General features: G+C 54.0%; 11 protein-coding genes. All 11 read right to left on the bottom strand.

What is annotated here, in order from left to right:
- Positions 1–4: 4 nt before the first annotated feature.
- On the bottom strand, positions 5–1,102 hold the full coding sequence (locus B157_RS0124715) for a TolB-like translocation protein (protein ID WP_020605996.1): 1,098 nt from the start codon (positions 1,100–1,102) through the stop codon (positions 5–7).
- A gap of 12 nt (positions 1,103–1,114) precedes the next feature.
- Positions 1,115–3,244, bottom strand: coding sequence for a glycoside hydrolase family 20 zincin-like fold domain-containing protein (locus B157_RS0124710; RefSeq protein ID WP_041952263.1), 2,130 nt, complete (start codon positions 3,242–3,244; stop codon positions 1,115–1,117).
- Positions 3,245–3,318: 74 nt separating this feature from the next.
- Positions 3,319–5,961: a hypothetical protein gene (locus B157_RS0124705; RefSeq protein ID WP_020605994.1), complete on the bottom strand. Its 2,643-nt coding sequence runs from the start codon at positions 5,959–5,961 to the stop codon at positions 3,319–3,321.
- 61 nt (positions 5,962–6,022) lie between these two features.
- Positions 6,023–8,200, bottom strand: a complete 2,178-nt coding sequence (locus B157_RS0124700; RefSeq protein WP_020605993.1) for a glycoside hydrolase family 20 zincin-like fold domain-containing protein — start codon at positions 8,198–8,200, stop codon at positions 6,023–6,025.
- Positions 8,201–8,217: 17 nt separating this feature from the next.
- Entirely contained in the window at positions 8,218–10,950 is a 2,733-nt protein-coding gene (locus B157_RS0124695; protein WP_020605992.1) for a hypothetical protein, read from the bottom strand.
- Positions 10,951–11,026: 76 nt separating this feature from the next.
- Complete coding sequence (locus tag B157_RS0124690; protein ID WP_020605991.1) at positions 11,027–12,496, bottom strand: RagB/SusD family nutrient uptake outer membrane protein; 1,470 nt, start codon at positions 12,494–12,496, stop codon at positions 11,027–11,029.
- 34 nt (positions 12,497–12,530) lie between these two features.
- Positions 12,531–16,043 (bottom strand): SusC/RagA family TonB-linked outer membrane protein, encoded by a 3,513-nt coding sequence (locus B157_RS0124685; RefSeq protein WP_020605990.1) that lies wholly within the window; start codon positions 16,041–16,043, stop codon positions 12,531–12,533.
- 28 nt (positions 16,044–16,071) lie between these two features.
- Positions 16,072–17,076 (bottom strand): FecR family protein, encoded by a 1,005-nt coding sequence (locus B157_RS0124680; RefSeq protein WP_020605989.1) that lies wholly within the window; start codon positions 17,074–17,076, stop codon positions 16,072–16,074.
- Positions 17,077–17,132: 56 nt separating this feature from the next.
- Positions 17,133–17,720: an RNA polymerase sigma-70 factor gene (locus tag B157_RS0124675; protein WP_157618575.1), complete on the bottom strand. Its 588-nt coding sequence runs from the start codon at positions 17,718–17,720 to the stop codon at positions 17,133–17,135.
- A 387-nt stretch (positions 17,721–18,107) separates the two neighbouring features.
- The gene (locus B157_RS0124670; RefSeq protein ID WP_020605987.1) at positions 18,108–18,407 is read right to left on the bottom strand and encodes a hypothetical protein; all 300 of its coding nucleotides are present in this window, start codon (positions 18,405–18,407) and stop codon (positions 18,108–18,110) included.
- A 409-nt stretch (positions 18,408–18,816) separates the two neighbouring features.
- Positions 18,817–18,999: hypothetical protein (locus B157_RS39435; RefSeq protein WP_211225018.1), on the bottom strand; the 183-nt coding region annotated here is incomplete at its 5' end.

Below are 18,999 nucleotides of genomic sequence, written 5' to 3'. Positions count from 1 at the left end.
GCCGTTAAAACTTGTACAGCAATAGCCCGTAGCCAACGCCAGCGGGATCGGCGGTGTTGGCCAGTTGGAAAGCCATGAATTTTCCATCCGTCGACACCACCGGATTAGACGCTTTGCCCCCTTCATAATCGTTGAAGTTGGTTAGCCGAACGAAATCCTTCCCGGTACCATCGAGCTTCAGTTTCCAGATATCGATGTTGGATGAACCCCGCTTGCCTCCCAGCCAATCGCACTGCCGGTCGGCCTCCACCAGCGTATACCTGCCATCCGGGAAAACCCCTTCGCATTCGTTGTAGGTCTGGGGTTTCTGGGAGTGGTTGACAACTTCGTTCGTTTTCAGATCGAGGGTCATCGTTGACGCGTTCAGACCGGTTTGTTTCCCGTTCGCATCCCGAACGGGCTCGTACCGAACGAAGGTCATTTTTGACTCATTATCGAAAAAGTCCTGGGCTTCAAAAGGATATCCATTGCCTTCGTAGACGGTTTTTTTGTTGATCAGTTTGGGCGTGCCGCCGGATAAATCGACCTCACAAACAACCAGCCGGGAGGCATTCTCGGCCAGTTCCGGGACCTGGTCATGCACCTGCGAATACGCAATTTTCATGCTCTTCTTCGAAATAGCCATGCCTTCGCTCATGTGTACGCCCAGCTTGACCGGCTTTGAGCCCGGCACTTTACTCAGGTACCATAACTCGTTGTCCCTCGACCGGCTAATGCGGATGTCCTGAAATCTTTCCGGGCCAATCAGTATGTAATCGCCATTGGCCAGGTGCATGACCCGCAGGAAAACGGCTGCCGGTACATTGCAGGTCAGGCATTTAACCTGGCGGGTGGCCAGGTCCAGCACCATGGCATCCCCAAAACTCTTGGTCATGAACGCAATCCGTTTGTTATCCGGCGAAAAATCAGCGCGTTCGCCAAAGCCGGTTAACACCTCAATGTTTTTGGGTAAGTGGTCGAGCGGGCTGCCCGTTTTTCGTTTTTTCAGCGGGTCATCGGCTTCATTGGTCAACGCATTGGCCACCTTATCCACTAAAAAGAATGAACGCGGGGCGGAGGCTACGAACAGCAAGCTGGTTAAAAAGATAAGGACGAGTTTCATAAAGTGAAGGGGTTAATTGGTTAGGGTAACAGAAGCATTGCGGGCAATATCAATATCGTTGGCCACGGCGGGCCTTAGATTTCCCCAGTGGAACCGCCGGGTATCGTCCGATTCGCTGAAGTGGACCAGGGGCATATCGTTATACAGCGGGCGCGTCAGGGCAATCACCTCGTCCCACTGCTTCAGGGCATTTTGCAGATGCCGAATCGCCAGCGCTTTATTTTTCTCATCGCCCTGGATCCGATAGGTCTGCAAGGCCACGGCCCCTCTGAGTTTCTGGGCAAAATACAGGCCCAGGTGCGCCCACGCTTTTACATCGGCTACCTCCTGCTGTAGGGCACTGCCGGGTGTTTTGACAGGTTTCACCAACGCCAGTGCCTTCTGGCAATCCTGCTCCAGTTGCCGAATCAGGTCCGGTGGGGTAATTCTATTTTTCCCGAAAGAACCACCCTTCGCTACCGTTTTCACGTACTCCAGAACCGATACATAATCGCCATCAGCGGGGGGCTGGCTAATCTGCCGGTCAACGGAAATAAAGTCCATGCTTTTGTTGTTCAACGCCATGAACCCTTCGCTATACAGCGTGAAGTCCCAGGTGAAATCGAAGTAGGAAGCCAGCCGTAAGGGCGTGGTGCCGGCCAGGGCCGAGGCTTCCAGCAGCGGTTCCGCTCCTTTGCCATACCGATGGGTAAATTCCGCTTTAAACACCGCATCCGGCGTGGCGGGGTCATACAGCAGCCGCCCCCACAGCTTGTAAAACAGCCACTGCCGCTCAAAAGCATACTGCCAGTCGACCGCCAGACCGGGTTTGGTGAAGTAATCCTTAGCCGGGATATAACATTCTGAGCCGACGAAATAGCCGCCCACATAGGGTTGGGTGTTGGTGGCGATGTGTTCCCGAATAAAGCCCGGCACGCCCCAGCGCAGGCAGAAGAAGTCCTCATTACGGGCCATCCAGGCGATTTTGTAGTTTTTAGGCATAGGGGTAAAATAGGTATCATTCAGCTTACCGCCGTGCACTTTTATGAGTTTGGGCGAGGAAAAAGCGTGCGACCAGTTGAACTTGATTTCGGCCCAGATAGGCCCATCCAGAAAGTCAAGCTCCTCCATGGCGTTGCGGGTCAGTTGTTCCGTGTCGACACTCGTTGATCCACCCAGCGCCAGGTTTGCCGAAAGCGGCACTCGGTGAATGAGTTTAGCCTTCCGGCTGGCCTGCCGCATACCGGCCAGGATGGTCTCGCTAAACCAGTCCTGACGTTGCCGGGGCGTCATGCCCCACATGGCTTCGCCGTGGGTAAAGCCTAATCCGGTCAGGTCGGGATACTCGTTGAGCACCTGCGTGACGCACTCCCGCGTATAGCGTTTGATAATAGCCGACGTGTCGCCGGTTGCGTGGATTTTATGGTCCAGATTGTCCAGGGCAACCTGATGGGCTTTGGCAAATTCAGGGCTTACGTAGATGTTCCAGTTGACCAGGTAGGTATCGATGCCCCGCTCCTTCGCCAGTCGGAATATACCCCGGTACAACGCCTGCCAGTCGGCCAGTTCCTGATTGGTAAAGGGGCTGGCTTCGGGGAAGTTGGTGGGCCGGATCATGAAGGGGAACGGGTGGAGGTTCCACAGGGTCAGGGCGTTGAAACGGTTCTGGGCCATCATGTCCAGAAAAGCTTCCCAGAAACGCAGGTCCCGGCAGGTTTCCCAGTGCTGATCGAGTGCCTGACTATGCCGGTACGTATCCCAGGGGAGGTTGAATTTAATGGCCCGAAAGGGCAGATTCGCCTTTTCCTGACGGGCCTTAATGGTGGGCAGGGTTGTTCCATTTCGCAGGTCTTCGCCCAGGGCCAGGCAGCCGTAGAGCAGGCCGTTTTCGTCGCTGCCAGTAACGGTAATGGTTCGGGCAGCGGGGGTTATTGAGTAGGCCTCACTGCCCGATGTGTCGGTTTTCAGTACAAGGTTTATTTCATACGCGGCTTTGCCATCGGTTAGCGTATAGCCGCTTTCAGACAGGGCCTTCTTCAGCTTCTTTGCGGCATAGGCAATTCGTGGCGATTCGGTCGATTGCCGGATATGAATCGTTTGCGAATAAACGTCGCTGGCAAATCCGGCCAGACAACCGAGCAGCACTAAAAGAACTTTCTTCATAGTCATCTCATTCTGTATCATACGGCGCTCCTTATCTTTAATACTGCTAACAATAAGATACTTACCAGTTGACTCTACCGGATTAAGTTCACTAGTCTGTAGGGCGTCTCCTGGTCCAGACTTGGATAAATCTGGCCTGCCCCGTTCTTGTCCATCACTTCAATGAAGTACATAAAGTCCCACTGTGGGTCGATCTGCCGGGCGGGGACCACAGCCTGATACGTGTCTTTTTCGCCGGAGGGGGCCATGGGCAGCGTCTGGTAGGCCAGTTCCTGATTGACGTTCCGGTAGCGTAACCGAACCCACTTGACCCCTGCCGGTGCACGCACCGTTACGCTTACGGCGATGGGCTGGCCGGCGGGCGCACTCGTAACCGGTTCATGCGAAATCTGGAACGAGGGGCGCGCCGGGCTGTCGGATAGTTTTGTGTATGGCAGGACTGCGCTCGTGGGAGTTGTTTTGGCCGTACTGGCTTCAGTTCGTAAAGCAGCTTGCTTTTGCTCCAGAGTGGCGAGACCCTTTTCCAGCGCCGATAGCTCGTCTTTCCAGTGTCCGCAAAGGTCGGCTACGCACACACCCAGCGCCAGGTTGTCCGTATATACATCGCCCGCAGCCGCTACCAGCTGACGCCAGGCCCCAACGGCTGCCCGTTCGTGGGTCAGTGCTTCGTTCAGGGCCGTTGCCTGCTGCGTCCGGTCAAAAATCCGGTAATTTACGGCGGCCAGAATCCGGTTTGAATGATACAGTGCCAGATTGGACAGAATCTTCAAATCGGTCAGGGTCGACGTAAATTCTTTCGTTGGTTTCTGCCCGGCGGCTCTTTCGGCTTCAGCAATAAGCTGGTTCAGCTCCCCGGCTGTTTGCCGGAACCAGCGGCTATTGGCCGATGGAAGGATGCGGGCTGTTTCTCCGCCGTCGATATGCATTCGGGCCTCTTCGTCGAAGCTGGCAAACTGGGCCATATCGCTGAACTCCGCTTTAGCAAAGGTGGGCAAATCGCCCAGGCGCTGCTTTTCTGCCCATCCCCTTGTGGTAGGAAAGCTGGTATAGGGGTAGCTGGAGGTGATAATGCGGGGCAGAATCCAGCTGGCCTGATGCAGGGCCTTTTCGAGAGCCGGTGCGGCTTCTGCCCCAAACCGGCGTTTGAATTCATGGTGCCATAGTTCCGGATCGGCCGATGGATTATAGCCAATCCGCCCAAAAACCTGAAAAAAGTGCCAGTAGCGCTCAAACTCATAATCGTAGTACCGATACGGCGCATTTAATAATGCAAAGGGTTTTTCATCGTGCGGCTGGGCTTCCATTTTGGTCGCCAGCGGTTCGTTTATCTCAAAACCGTCGCCGTCGTACAGGTGCGTACTTTCGGCAAACCGACGGGCGTAGTCCGGGCTTCCCCACAGCAGTATACGGGTGGTTCCTCCGCTCCAGAGCTGCCAGTTCATCCGGTATTTCTGCGGATACCGAAGCAGCTGCGCGTAACTATGCCGAATGGGGCTTTTATCGGGATTTACCAGCGTGGGGTGGTAGGGCATGCCCATCTGCTCCATCCAGTACTTGGTATTGATCCGGAAGTTAACGCCCACGTTCAGCGCACTCTGAATGACTGACTCAGGCAACTCCTTGGCCCGCAAGTCCAGTTGAAGGTTGGGAGCCGTTGTTTTCATAATGCGGAACACATCGGTCCAGAAACTCTCCTGTTCGCCTTCTTTCAGGCCCGACTCGTTGTGCATCCGGAACTGGATGGCATCCAGATGCGGTACCTGTTTCACAAACTTTGCCAGCGCCGTTTTCGTGTAGGCCGTCAGATTGTCGGCGTTCAGCCCCCATACCAGGCCCGGCATGGGTTTGTCGGGCGCATCCTTGGTGCCGGGAATACCACCGCCCTGCACCCCGCCCCGGTAAATATGGTCCCAGATACCCACCGTAAATTCGATACCCCGGTCGTGCGCCATCTGTATCAGCCGGTTGAACGCCAGCAGGTTGCGCTGCTGCTGCTGGGGCGTGATGCCCACCATGCGCACATCCGGATAGCCCTCCACATTGAAGAAGTATGGATAACAGGGGGCCAGAAAGCCGCCGTTTTCATAGCCGAAAATGACCACCAGCTTGTTGAATCGGTTCTGAGCCAGTAAATCAAGGTAGCGGTTCCAGTGCTTCTCGTCATACAGCCGGGTTTCCCAGTAGGCCCGGTTCATGGTATAGATGGAGATGGCCCGGTTGCTCACGGCGGGCTTTTCGGTCACTTCTTTTAGCTCACTGAGGGGTGTTTTTGAATCGGCACCCCAACCGATGCGGTCGGCAACGTCCAGCAAACCATACATGAGCCCCCGGTCATCGGACCCGCTCACCACCCACGCTGGCTTTTTGGCCGACATTGTTTTCCAGACTGACAGGGCTTCCATGCCCTCTGGCGCAGGTCGGCTTCCTGTTTTCAGCAACTGAGCGGCCGTTCCGCCACCGGCTCCCAGTCCGGCAACCAGAATGATTTTGCCCCTTGCCTGAGCTATCGATTTGATTTCCTCAAACAGGACACGTCTGGCCCGTAAAGCGTCCGTTACTTTCCGAAGCCCGTGCCTGACGGCAAGGCCGGGTTTTTGATCCGTCACGATGGATAGCTCCGGCGTGCCAACGGCGGCATAGCTCCTGAATGGCAGAGACAACCAACCAAGCAGGAACGGTAAAAATAACCACTTGAGCAGAGAGAGATTACTATTCATGAGTACACAGTTATTAGGGTTTTCAGAAATCGGGTATGTATTGCCGGGGCCGTATGGCTAGTCAATGGTCGACTAATTGCTTTTTGCTAGCTGCCTGAACGGTGGCGTTTCTGGCCGTTTCGACGTCCCTGGCGACGTCCGGCCTTAGGGTTTGCCAGTGAAACCGCCGGTTCGTGTCAGAAACAAGCCGTTTCCCATCGTGCGGATACGAATAAGCCGCCAGGGGCATATCGTTATACAGTGGGCGAGTGATGCGGATAACCTCATCCCACTGCTTCAGGGCCTTTTCCAGGTACTGGATGGCGGCCTGTTTATGGGCTTCGTCCCCCTGTTGGCGGTAGGTTTCCAGGGCGGTAGCTCCTCTGAGTTTTTGGGCGAAATGCAGACCCAGATAGGCCCAGGCTTTTATATCGGCCACTTCGAAAGGCAGGGCCTTATTCGCTGTTGTTTTGCTATGTGCTACCAGATTCAGGGCGTTGCGGCAATCCTGTTCGAGTAACCCGGCCAGCCTGAGCGGTGTAAGCTTATCGGGGCCGAAGGCCACCCCGCGGCTCCCTTTGCGCACATACTCCGCTACCGAAATAGCGGTAGTATCCGTTGTTGGCTGGCTGATTAACCGGTCAACGGAAATGTAGTCCATGCTTTTTTTATCCATCGCCATGAACCCTTCACTATACAGCGAAAAATCCCAGGTAAAATCGAAATAGGAAGCCAGCCGCAAGGGGGTGGTGCCGGCCAGCGCCGAGGCTTCCAGCAGCGGTTCAGTTCCTTTGCCATACCGATGGGTAAACTCCGCCTTAAATACGGCATCCGGCGTGGCGGGGTCATACAACAAGCGGCCCCATAGCTTGTAGAACAGCCACTGCCGCTCAAAAGCATACTGCCAGTCGACGCCCAGGCCGGGTTTGGTGAAGTAATCCTTCGCCGGGATGTACCCTTCTGACCCAACAAAATAGCCCCCGACATAGGGTTGGGTGTTGGTGGCGATGTGCTCCCGAATAAAGCCCGGCACGCCCCAGCGCAGGCAGAAAAAGTCCTCGTTGCGGGCCATCCAGGCAATCCGGTAGTTTCTGGGCTGTGGGGTAAAGTAGGTGTCGCTGATTTTTCCGCCATGCACTTTTATGAGTTTCGGCGATGAAAAAGCGTGCGACCAGTTAAACTTGATTTCGGCCCAGATGGGCCCATCCAGAAAATCAAGCTCCTCCATCGCTTTGCGGGTCAGTTGTTCGGTGCCAATGCTGGTAGAACCGCCCACGCCCGTATTAGCTTCAAGCGGCACCCGGTGAATAAGTTTGGCCTTGCGGCTGGCCTGCTGCATACCCGCCAGAATGGTCTCGCTAAACCAGTCCTGACGCTGCCGGGGTGTCATGCCGCGCATGGCTTCCCCATGAGTAAAGCCTAATCCCGTTAGGTCGGGATACTCGTTGAGCACCTGCGTGACGCACTCCCGCGTGTAGCGTTTGATAATTGCCGACGTGTCGGCATTTCCATAATGAATTCGATTGTCCGGGTTGTCGCCCCCCACCTGATACGCTTTGGTAAATTCGGGGCTAACGAAGATGTTCCAGTTGACCAGGTAGGTATCGATGCCCCGTTCCTTCGCCAGCCGAAAAATACCCCGGTACAGTGCCTGCCAGTCGGCCAGCTCCTGATCGGTAAAGGGGCTGGCTTCGGGGAAGTTGGTGGGCCGGATCATGAAGGGGAAGGGGTGGAGATTCCACAGGGTCAGGGCATTGAAGCGGTTCTGGGCCATCATGTCCAGAAAGGCTTCCCAGAAACGAAGGTCCCGGCAGGTCTCCTGATGCAGTTCCATGGCGTACCCTTCCCGATACGAGTCCCAGGGGAGGTTGAACTTAATGGCCCGAAAGGGCAGATTCGCCTTTTCGTGACGGGCCTTAATGTTGGGTAGGGCTGTTCCATTCCGAAGGTCTTCACTCAGAGACAGGCAGCCGTAGAGCAATCCCCGTTCATCGCTGCCCGTAATGGTTAGCTGACCGGTTGCCGGTTTGATAGAAAAGGCTTCGGGATCGGATTGGCGGGCGTCTACGGCCAATGTCAGGGTGTAACTGGCCTGTTTTTCGCTCAGGACGTAGTGCTGTTCCCGGAGTGCCTTCTCAAGCGTATGAGCAGCATAGGCAGTCTGGGGCCGGGTTCGATCGTACAGCAACTGCACGGTCTGTGAAAAAGCACCCGAAATAAATCCAGTAAAACAGGCAGCAAAAACAACTAAGCTTTTCATCCGTCGCGATGTTTGGGTCAGGCCTGCCGGACTAGAAAATAAGGCTGATTGGTACGTTCGGCGTTGAAGCCCGGATAGAGCCAGGCGACCTCCGGATTGTCCACTATTTCGAAATAATACTGTAGCGGATAAACCGATTGCGTGTAGGCAGCCGGAATCGTGGCCCGATACTGGGTTCCTTCGGCCTGCATGTCCATCACCTCGTACCGTTCAGCCTGGTTGACCCGACGATAATACAGCCTGACCAGCTGGGGTGCTTTCTCAAAAGACACCTGAATGGCAACGGGCTGCCCGGCCTGGAAGGAGGAAGGTTGCGTGTGGCGACTGGCAGAACTCACACGCCGGGGACGAGCCAGGGCGGTCTGGATGGCCACCTGTACAGGCCTATCCGAAGCGGCATCACTGTCGGTGGCTGACGCCAGTTTTTTTGCCATGGCATCAATATCCTGGTCCAGGGCCGGGAGCCGGTCAGTCCAGTGCCCCCGCAGGAACGTCTGCTCACCCACCGTAATGTCGGTTTTGTAAACCCCTTTAGCCCGGCTGGCCAGGTCGGCCCAGAACGTCCGGGCATTGCGGTAGGCGTTGAGCGACTGCTCCAGGGCCGTCCGGTTGCCGGTTTGTTCATAGATGGCGTAGAGAACCCCCGCCCGAAATTTACTGGCAAAAAACCGCCCCAGGCCAATTTGCATCCCTACATCGACCACCATCCGCCGAAATTCCGGTGTTTTTTTGTTAGTCCCGTTTCCCTGGGCCGCTGTCAGGTGTTTATCGGCTTCGGTGGCGTAGTCGTCCAGCCACTGCGCCGTGTCGATGGGTGTATATTTGCCGCTTCGACTACCCTTCAGCAGTTCGTTCACATAGTCGTTGATGGACAGAAATAGCTGAGGATCGAGCGGACTGACATTCCCAAACACTTTGGGCGAGGGTGTATCGTAGAGGTGGCTGATGTTCCCATTGATGGCCGGGTCCACAATGGGCTGATTGGTGTACATTTCGGGCCAGTACGTGTTATTGCCCGCCGATGTGCCGTGGGCAGTGAGCACAGTGGGCAAAATCCGACTGGCGTTGGCCAGCGCCTGTTCAACGGACCCGGCACCTGCTCCGAATGATTTGTTCAGATACCGTTTCCAGGTTGCCGGATTTGCTTCCGGATTATAGAGCAGTCGGCCAAAGAGCCGGAGCGTGTACTGGTATTTCTGCCAGTCCCAGCGCGGTTCCAGCGAGGCATCGGCATAGCCGCAGCGCCCCCCGGCAATACCCGTCCCCCGGCGTCCTTTAAACGATAGCGGCTCCATCAGTTCGGCCCCCGCACTGCCACTAAAACTAAACGCTCTGGCGTGTGCCGCCTGGGTGAGCGGATCGCCCCAGAGCAGCAGCCGTTGCGTACCGGGCCAGATGCGATGCAGCACGCGATAGGATCGATTCTCTTTCAGCAAATCACCATAGCCATACCGCATAAAGCTCCGCGACCCTTCGCTGAGATTCATCAGGGTTGAGGTTTTTTTCTTCGGGTCGGGAACTTCCATCGCGCGGATATCGGCCTGGTGGTACGGCATTCCAAGGTGCTCGGCCCAGTATTTGGGCGAAATCACGATGGGTAAGCCGGTGTTCACGGCCGAATCGATCATGGTCTGGTCCATACCCTTTGAGTGCATGTCGATTTCTACCCGGCGGCCACAGGTAGCCACCCCCTCGAACACGGTTTGCCAGAACTTGTAGCTGCCTTCATTCACGCCACTTTCGCCATGTACCCGGAACGTCACACCACTGATGGCCGGGCAGGCCTGCAACAGCGCCCGCACAGCATCGCGGCAGTAGGGGCCGTGATTTTCGGGGGTGATACCGGCAATGGTGTAATTGGGGTTCGGACTGTTGAGCCACTGGTAGCCGTGCATCCACAAACCCAGCTGAAACTGCATGCCCCGCGCTACGGTCTGCTCACTAATGTAGCGCAGCATGGCCAGATTCCGGTCCCGTTCGGCATCCGACAGCTCCGGCACCCGGACAGCGTAGCCGGGCACTGACAGCAGGAAGGGATAGGCAAACAGAAAATACGCATCCGTCACGTTGCGGAGGAAGTCGTAGCCAATGCCTAAACTCAGGTTAAAGCGGTTGAACCGCTGGGTAGCCAGCATTGTCAGGTACTCGGGCCACATGGCGCGGTCGTTGAACCAGCCTTTATCTTCTACCTCGCTCACAAAGAGCCGGGTCAGGCTGCGGATGGCGTTGGCAGGCTGCTCAGCGAGGGGCTTCTGATTCGTGAGGGAGGCAACTGGCTGCGCATCGTACTGAACCCGGTCTGCCAGTTCAAGCACTGCATACAGGAGGCCCCGTTCGTCGTGGCCGCAGGCCAGCAACACCTGTTTTCCGGCCGACTGCCCCATGACCAACCCCAGCGCTTCGGGTACGGCGGGCACGGCAACTCCGCCTGCCTTTAACAGCGGGCGAGCCAGAGAAGAACTCGCTCCGGCCAGCACAATACACAGGTTACCGGCAGTGGCCTGTGTGAGTTGGGCGCATCGCTGAACGGGAATGCGTCGGGTAGTCAATGATTGTTCCAGTTCATGAGCCGCCCACTGCACGGATGCCGCGTTGGCAACGGCATCGGCTGGATCAGCAACGAGGGAAATGCCTTTTGTTTCAAAGGCCTCAATCCCTTCAAAGCCAGTACCCAGGGTGGTCAAACCCGCCATTTTCAGAAAAAGCCGTCGGCTAACCGGGAGAAATTCCTGACTGGTTTCCTGTTGCATACTTCAGCCTGCTAAATACGAATGAAACTTCCTGATAAAAACCCTAAGAAATTTATTTTTACTATCTACCCGTACACTATTCGTAGCCCGGATTCTGCGCAAAAACGGCAGGGTTGCGGATAATCTCCAGCTCTGTTAGCGGAATGGGGAAAACCGTCATGTACGGCTTCATGCCAAAGGCGGTCATCACCGTTAAGGCACGCCCGGTTCTGACCAGGTCAAACCAGCGGTGGCCTTCCAGATACAGCTCCAGCCGCCGTTCCAGATACACCTTTTCGCGAAACTCATCTTTTGTCAATCCGGTATAGGCTGACAGTCCAGCCCGTTGACGTACCTGATTCAGGTACGGAAGGGCTTCGGTGGTTTTGCCATTTTCGTTCATGGCTTCGGCCAGCATCAGCAACACATCGGCGTAACGGATCACCTTCCAGTTGGTCGGGCTGTCGTTATTGGCTTTTAGCGGAGCCATATATTTTTTGGAGAACGAGGTGACGCCCGTGGTCGACAGGGCAACGAACTTGCCATCGGCACCAATAACGCCTTTAGCGACGCTGACATCCCGGCGCAGGTCGCTGGGGTCGAAAGCCGCAAACATACCCGCCGTTGGGTTGCCGCCACTGGCTGCGGTGGCACCGGGCAAAATACCGTAAATACGGGATAGCTCGTCGACCAGTGCTTTCCCACCGGACTGAAACTCCAGGGTAAACGTGTTGGTGAATGTACTGCCCAGGCCTATGCCGCCTGCCAGGTACTCAATATCGAAAATGTATTCGCTATGGTGTTCATCCTTTGTATAGTCCCACAGGTCGTTGTAGTTTTTCAGGAGCGCGTAGCCAAGGGTTGTAACGTCCTTTAGCTTCTCTTCCGCTTTGGCAAACTCTTTTCTGGTCAGATAAACCCGGCCCAGCAGTGCTTTGGCGGCTCCTTTGGTGGCCCGACCCACATCGGCTCCCGTGTATTTGACGGGTAGCTTGGCTTCGGCATCGAGCAGGTCTTTGATAATAACCTCCTCGTATATTTTATCCACCTTCTCCCGGCCCTTCTGGTACGCTTCTTCCGTCGAGATGGGCGTAGTCACCATAGGGACATCACCAAAAATGCGCACCAGGTTAAAATAAGCCAGCGCCCGCAGGAATTTGGTTTCGCCGATATGCCGGTCTTTATTGGTTACCACGGCTGCATTGGCCCCGGCAATTTTGTCCAGGATGGTGTTGGCATTCGTGATCGCGCTGTAATAGCCCCGCCAGCTTGCCAGCAGGATATTGTCACTGTAATCGGTCAGGAAGTTATCGACCCGAATCGACTCCAGCCCGTTGGCCAGATCGTGTTTGGTATCGTCGCCCCGCAGGTCGCCAAACTGCCAGAAGTTCTGATAAGGCACCCGAAAGCCGCTGTAAACCCCTACAACCGCATCCTGAAAATCTTTATCTGTTTTGTATAATACATCGACGCTGACCGTAGACACCGGCGTTAGCTCGATAAATTCCTTCCGACAGGACGTTGTCAGCAGGATGGCAAGTACGAATACGAACAAGATACGTTTCATATTTCCTGGTAGGTTTAGTTGGGAGGAACGGTCATTAAAAACCAAGTGTCAGGCCTAAAATCAGGCTTTTGGGCAACGGATAATCATTCAGGTCCAGGCCCGGGGTCAGGGGGTTATCGCCGTTGCTCACGTCCGGGTTGAAGCCCATGTTTTTGGTGAAAAGAAACGGGTTGTTGGCGTTCAGGTAAACACGTAGTGAACTAAGTCCCAGACGCTGGCTCAGGTTCTCCGGCACCGCGTAGTTCAGTGATATGTTGTTGATCCGCAGGTACGTTCCCGTATCCAGCCACCGCTGGCTATATTCCCCCCGAACGTTGCCCGTTGGGGCGTCATTAGGGCGGGGGGTGTTGCCATCTCCTGGCTGCTGCTCCGACCGCCAGTAGTTGTTCTGGGATGCGGCATTCCGGAAGCGGGACCGGGTAGCGTACGTTGACCGGCGGGCAACGCTCAGAAGCTGGTTGCCATAAACACCCTGGAGACTAACCGTTAAGCTCAGATTTTTATAGGAAAATCGGTTCGACATGCCATAGTAGAAATCCGGATAGGGCGACCCCATGATGGCTTTGTCGAAGCTATTGATAACCCCATCGGGCTTCCCATTGGCCCCGCTGACATCCACAAACCGCAGGTCGCCGGGCCGGGAGCGGGACGCCGTGCCAGGGCTGAAAACCGGCCCTCTGTCCACCTCAGCCTGGTTAAGAAACACTCCGTCGGTCAGCCAGCCGTAAAACATGCCGATGGGCTGGCCAATCATGGTAATGTTGCCCCCATTGATGATCGGGTCACCACTGGGCCCCAGCTTAACGACTCTGTTTTTAAAGGTCGAAATATTGAAGTCGGTGGTCCATTTAAACTGGCTGGTGGTATTGACCGTGCTGGCCGAAAACTCCCAGCCCGTGTTGCGCACCTCCCCAATATTTTTCAGCGCCGTGCTAAAGCCCGTAATGCCGGGCGTGTTGACATTCAGTAATAAATTGGTATTCCGGGAAATGAAGTAATCGATGGTGAAGCGAAGCCGGTTATTGAGGAAGGCGGCATCAAGGCCCGCATTCAGCTGCTCCTGCGTTTCCCAGGTCAGCAGCGGGTTGGGCAGTCGGCCCTGCACAAAGCCAGCCGCTGGCGTTTCGCCCAGTGGGTACTTCTGGTAATTGATCGTGGCAAAATGTTCGAAATTACCAATGTTGTTATTTCCCGTTTTACCATAGCTGGCCCTCAACTTAAGTTCACTAATGGATCGATCGTTACGCAGAAAATTCTCGTCCGAAATACGCCAGGCTAAGGCAGCCGAGGGAAACACGCCGTACTTATTCTCACTGCCAAACCGGGACGAGCCATCGGTGCGCACCGAAGCCGTTACGTAATACTTGCTGTTGTAGTTGTAGTTGGCCCGCGCCAGATAGGAAATCAATGACCACTGGTACTGGTCCGAGGTTCCGTTGGTGATAATACCGCTAACGGCGCTCAGGGTAGGCACCAGGTTATTGGGATACTTATTACTGGCGATGAGGTTGGATTCTCCGGTTTCCTGCTGGGCCGTAAAGCCTGCCAGACCAGTCAGGTTATGCTTGCCAAAGCTCTTGACATAGTTCAGGGTATATTCGGTCAGCCAGTTATAGCTCGCAGCTACGTTGTCTGTACCAGAAGCGGGTTCGTTGAAAAAGGCCGGAAGCTGCGGAACAAAGCGCGACCCTTTGCTGCTCAGGAGCGTAGCCCCCAGCAGGACGTTGAACCGCAGCTCATCCAGAATTTTATATTCGAGATTGACATTACCCAGCATACCAATTCGGCGCTGGCGGTCCTTCACCTCCCGGGCCAGGGCAGATGGGTTATTGAAATTCCCTACGGCTTCGAGCCCGTTATACCAGAAATAGTCTCCCTTATCGTCGTAGATCGGGTAGAAGGGATTCACCGACGTGGCGGCTCCCATTACACTGAAATCGCCGGCCCCAACCGTTACCCCACTTGAATTGACGTTACCCTTGTCGATAAAAGAAGGATTAAAGTTAAGTTTAAGGGCTAACCGGTTCGACAGTTTCGCATCCAGATTGACGCGTAACGAATAGCGTTTGAAGTTACTGTTGATAATCAGGCCATCCTGATTGAAATACTCCCCGCTAACGGCGTACTTCATGTTTTCACTGCCGCCCGTTGCCGAAAGCTGGTATTGCTGCTGGGGAGCCACCCGCAGTACCTCATCCAATGGTTCCACATCCGTTGTGTTACGCCCTTCCAGTACGTCCAGAATAAGTTGGGGCACTTTGAAATTCCAGGTGTTACCGGGCCCTGACACGTTAAAGCCCCCATCGATGTTCCGGTTCTTAACGCCGTCGTAGAAATACTGGGCCTGTTCCCGGGCGTTCATGTACTGAGGCACTTTGGATACCTTCTGCAAGCCATAGTAGGTGTCGAACGTAATGGTCGCTTTGCCGCTCCGGCCCCGTTTGGTGTTGATGATAATGACGCCGTTCGAGCCCCGAGAGCCGTAAATAGCCGTGGCAGAGGCATCTTTGAGAATATCCAGGCTTTCAATGTCGTTGGGGTTCAGCGTCTCGATGGTTTGCGTCGGGAAGCCATCCACGACGTAGAGCGGACCAGCCCCGGCCGAGATGCTGCCAATACCCCGGATTCTGATTTGCGGAGGGGCGCCCGGCTCCCCGCTTACGGGCTTAACCTGCACGCCCGCCACTTTACCCAGCAGGGCCTGGTCGATCCGCGTGACCGACATTTCTTTGATTTCCTTACTGTCTACAGTGCCCACGGCTCCCGTCAGGTCTTTGCGTTTCTGGGTTCCGTACCCCACCACAACAATCTCCTCCAGCGTTTTATTATCCGCCGTAAGCGTAACGTCCAGCGTTTTTCGACTCCCAACCACCACTTCCTGAGGTACATAGCCCACAAAGCTAAAAATAAGGATAGCCGCTGCCGAGGGTACATCCAGCTTATACCTCCCTTCCGAGTCGCTGGTTGTTCCTTTCTGGGTGCCTTTTAGCACAATACTTACACCGGGAAGTGTTTCCCCCTTTTCGTCGCTAATAACTCCAGCCACGGTAATATCAGCGGGAGTCTGGGTTGTACGGGTCGTGAACGGTTCAACTTTAGAGGTGAGTTGCGAAGTCAGTACAAGGGCCGTCATCTCGGTTTCGGAAGCAATGCCGACCGGAAAGCGGACATCTGCACTACGGCCCGTTTTATTGCCTCTGTTTATTGAAATGGTGTAGGAGGTTCGATTGATTTTTTTGTACTTCAGCCCGGCAGGCCGTAGCACATTCTCTAAGTTTTGCTCCAGGCTCAGCCCTGTATCGACTAACTGACTACTGACCGAAATGCCCTGTATCGTTTTCGGCTCAAACAAAATTTCGGCATGGTAGTAACTTTTCAGGTCACTCAGTACATCACTCAACAGGCGATTAACCGTCGTTTGAGACAGTCCGGGAGTTCTGGTCTGTTGAACACTGGCCATTAGTTGGGATTGAGCTGGCCAGCCCAATCCCAAAAGAATAGCCGTTAGCCCCAGTTTGTAAGCAGTGCGTAAACCGTGCATCTTCATAAGATTTGATTTAGAAAAAGGTATAGGTTTATTTTTCGGAAAGTCGCACCTGGTCTTCCTGACGAACTACGTTGATGTCGAGCAGGTCGGAAATGGTACGCAAGAGTTCATCGACATTTTCGGCCCGAAAAGACCCCATCAGTTTTCGCTGGGCAAGTTCAGGCGTATCAATCGTTACGGATAGGCCGTAGGTTTCTTCCAATAGCTGCGCCACGTCGGAGAGGGATATCTCGTCAAATACAAACCGTTTTTCTTTCCAGATGGAGAAGTTTTGGGATGGGGAAACCGTTTTCAGCGTAGCCTGATTTTTTGCATTGAACGACACTAAATCGCCCGGCTTCATCACCAATTGCTTAGCGGAATTTCCCTCCTGGTAGTTGACCTGTACTTTGCCTTTTTCCAAAATAACCCGCGCTCCCCGATGGCGGGCAAAAACGGAAAACTCGGTACCCAGCACAACAACCTCAAACTTCTTATCGGTTTTCACCAAAAATTTTTGGTGGTTAGGCAGGTGTGTTACCGTAAAACCAGCCTCGCCGTCTAAAATGACTTCTCGTTTTTGGTCCCCAAATCCCCAGCGCGGTATCCGAAGCGATGAGTTCGCATTGAGTGTTACCTGACTGCCGTCTGTCAGCACAAACGTTTTTACTTCGCCGTAGGCTGTCTGGTACGTTTTGTAGTATGTGTAATCCCTAAAGAGCCAGGTGCCCATTGCCAGCACAAACAGGACGGAGGCCGCAATCAACCATGTTAGCCACCACTGCCGTTGCTGAAAATACCCCGACCGGTTTTTTAGTTGATTAGCCTGAACAGGGTGTGGATTATTGTGTAAAAAATGGGTGTATCGTTCTAGCAGACGTTCACTTTGGGGTAGGTACTCCAGGTTTGCATTTTCCCATTCTTCCAGCCATTGGTAATAGAGTTCTTCATTGGTTTGCGATTGCAACCAGTCATCAATTTGCTTTCGCTGTAAGGGTGTGGTCTTGTTGGCGAAATTATTGAAGATTAACTCCTTGGTGATATCAGCTTTCATGCCTTGTATTACTCGTTTATCAGGAGACGCTTTTCTGGAAAAAACACCTTAGTCCACTACCCATTTTCCAGTAGCAGAAGCACTAAACTCGCCAATAGCGTCAGGTAGCCTTTCAAGCCCGTTCTCATAAAGCTCAGCCCTTTTCCCATGTGGACTTCAACCGTTTTGATGGATAAACCCAGCTCATCGGCAATTTCCTGGTACCGTTTCCCCTCGAATCGACTCATCAGAAAAACCTTCCGGCATTGAGGGGGCAGTTCTTCCACCAATTCCTTGACCCGGTTAAACGTTTCTTCGTATTGGGTGATGTAATCGGGCCGAAGGCCAGCTGCGCTTTCGGTCAGGTTATGGTCCAGACTGTCTAACTGAGTAAATTCTGATCGCAGGTAGGAGTACGCTTCGTTACGAACACTGCGAAACAGATAATACCGAAAGGAAGAGGTGACGGATTGATAGGCGTTGGTTTTCCAGAATTTGCAAAACACGTCACTGACTATATCTTCGGCCACCTCTCTGGAATATACGTAGCGGGCAGCATGGCTGCACAGGGCCCGGTGGTAGCGTCGAAACAACAACTCGCAACCTTGCACAGGGCTGGTATTGAATACCTGCCGAATGAAAAGCTCATCGTCCGAACGGTCCATGCTTTTATTTTCTGGTTCATCAGCTAAATCATTCCGAAAGGGAAATCGGACGTTTGCTGGCTGAGCAGAGAAATCTCCTGGGGTATTGACCTGCTGCATGGGCTTTCTTTTAGACTAAAATATCCCAAAAAGATACAATTCAATCTACAAGACGCAGTTCAGAGAAAATACCCTTAGTGCAAGCAGTAATTCTTTTTATCGCACCTCAGTTGCCAGGAAAAAGTAGTGATTTAACCAGCACGGTTAGACAGACACGTGTAACAACAGAAATCAGTCAAAGCGAAAGCCGATAGGGGCTAATTGTTGAGTTCGCATTATAAAACGCCTGCTCAAAAACCTGGCATGATTGCCACTACTACGTTTTGCCAGTATAGCTGCCTACGTAAATCACTCCATTTTACTAGCCACCCGCCACTTTACGTAATTGATAAAACAATTTCTCCAGTAAACGGCTATCATCGGTGATGACCTCGGCGGTGGCTGACATGCCGTCCGCACGGCATGATTCAGCCGGTCGGCGTCGATGCGCTCCACGCCCACGGCGACGTTGCGGGCGATGGTATCTGAAAACAGGAATCTGTCCTGCATCACTACCCCGCCTTTCCAACTTTCACTATCGACCCGAATCAGACTCGACAGGCAGAGCCAGACCTGGGCTACATCCGGTAATTCGACCTGATAACACATCCAGACAGGGCACTTTCGGACCGACTATGCTTCAAACATTGGCTTACGCCAGCAGTGAGTTTGTACTCTAATCCTTTCCGGATGAAGAGGGCAACTTTGGCTTCGTCTTCAACGACCAGCAGGCGGGGTTTTAACGTATTCACGGACAGGCTGGCCGTTCAGGTGGTTGGGGGGATTATTGATTTAATCGACCGCTCAAAACATTGGTTGGTTTGGCAGTGTGGCTCCCGGGCCGAAGGCGCAATACCGACTGGGTCTGTGTTCAGGCAATGGGTTGACACACAGTTTTTCGGGTGAAGGCCCTGTTCGGGTCACTGGCAGATGACTACACTGAATTAGTCGAGTATGTTGACCGGGGAGCCGGAGCGATGCCACTACAACCGAAACCGTCGCCGTTCGTGACTGGGTTCTAAGTACAGGACAAAAGTGGTACAAGGTGGCCAACAGGTTGGCCTTTAAGGATTCTATCGCGCAGTTCATCTAAACCGTGACGGAATAAACTAAACAACGCTTGGCATCGGCCTGTCAAGTTGCGGGTTGGTATTTTATGACCCGCTTTGATGAGCCACTCGCCCGTTTCAAGGGCCCAAAT

It is taken from the genome of Spirosoma spitsbergense DSM 19989 (assembly GCF_000374085.1).
Taxonomy (GTDB): domain Bacteria; phylum Bacteroidota; class Bacteroidia; order Cytophagales; family Spirosomataceae; genus Spirosoma; species Spirosoma spitsbergense.
The sequence above is the reverse complement of the archived record's forward strand: the minus strand, read 5'-3'. Positions and strand labels throughout refer to the sequence as shown.

Bases quoted from the DNA above. Each gene is read 5' to 3' on its own strand.
- B157_RS0124690 (WP_020605991.1), bottom strand. From the start codon at position 12,496: ATGAAACGTATCTTGTTCGTATTCGTACTTGCCATCCTGCTGACAACG.
- B157_RS0124670 (WP_020605987.1), bottom strand. From the start codon at position 18,407: ATGTGTTATCAGGTCGAATTACCGGATGTAGCCCAGGTCTGGCTCTGC.
- B157_RS0124700 (WP_020605993.1), bottom strand. From the start codon at position 8,200: ATGAAAAGCTTAGTTGTTTTTGCTGCCTGTTTTACTGGATTTATTTCG.
- B157_RS0124715 (WP_020605996.1), bottom strand. From the start codon at position 1,102: ATGAAACTCGTCCTTATCTTTTTAACCAGCTTGCTGTTCGTAGCCTCC.
- B157_RS0124695 (WP_020605992.1), bottom strand. From the start codon at position 10,950: ATGCAACAGGAAACCAGTCAGGAATTTCTCCCGGTTAGCCGACGGCTT.
- B157_RS0124675 (WP_157618575.1), bottom strand. From the start codon at position 17,720: ATGGACCGTTCGGACGATGAGCTTTTCATTCGGCAGGTATTCAATACC.
- B157_RS0124680 (WP_020605989.1), bottom strand. From the start codon at position 17,076: ATGAAAGCTGATATCACCAAGGAGTTAATCTTCAATAATTTCGCCAAC.
- B157_RS0124705 (WP_020605994.1), bottom strand. From the start codon at position 5,961: ATGAATAGTAATCTCTCTCTGCTCAAGTGGTTATTTTTACCGTTCCTG.
- B157_RS0124685 (WP_020605990.1), bottom strand. From the start codon at position 16,043: ATGAAGATGCACGGTTTACGCACTGCTTACAAACTGGGGCTAACGGCT.
- B157_RS0124710 (WP_041952263.1), bottom strand. From the start codon at position 3,244: ATGAAGAAAGTTCTTTTAGTGCTGCTCGGTTGTCTGGCCGGATTTGCC.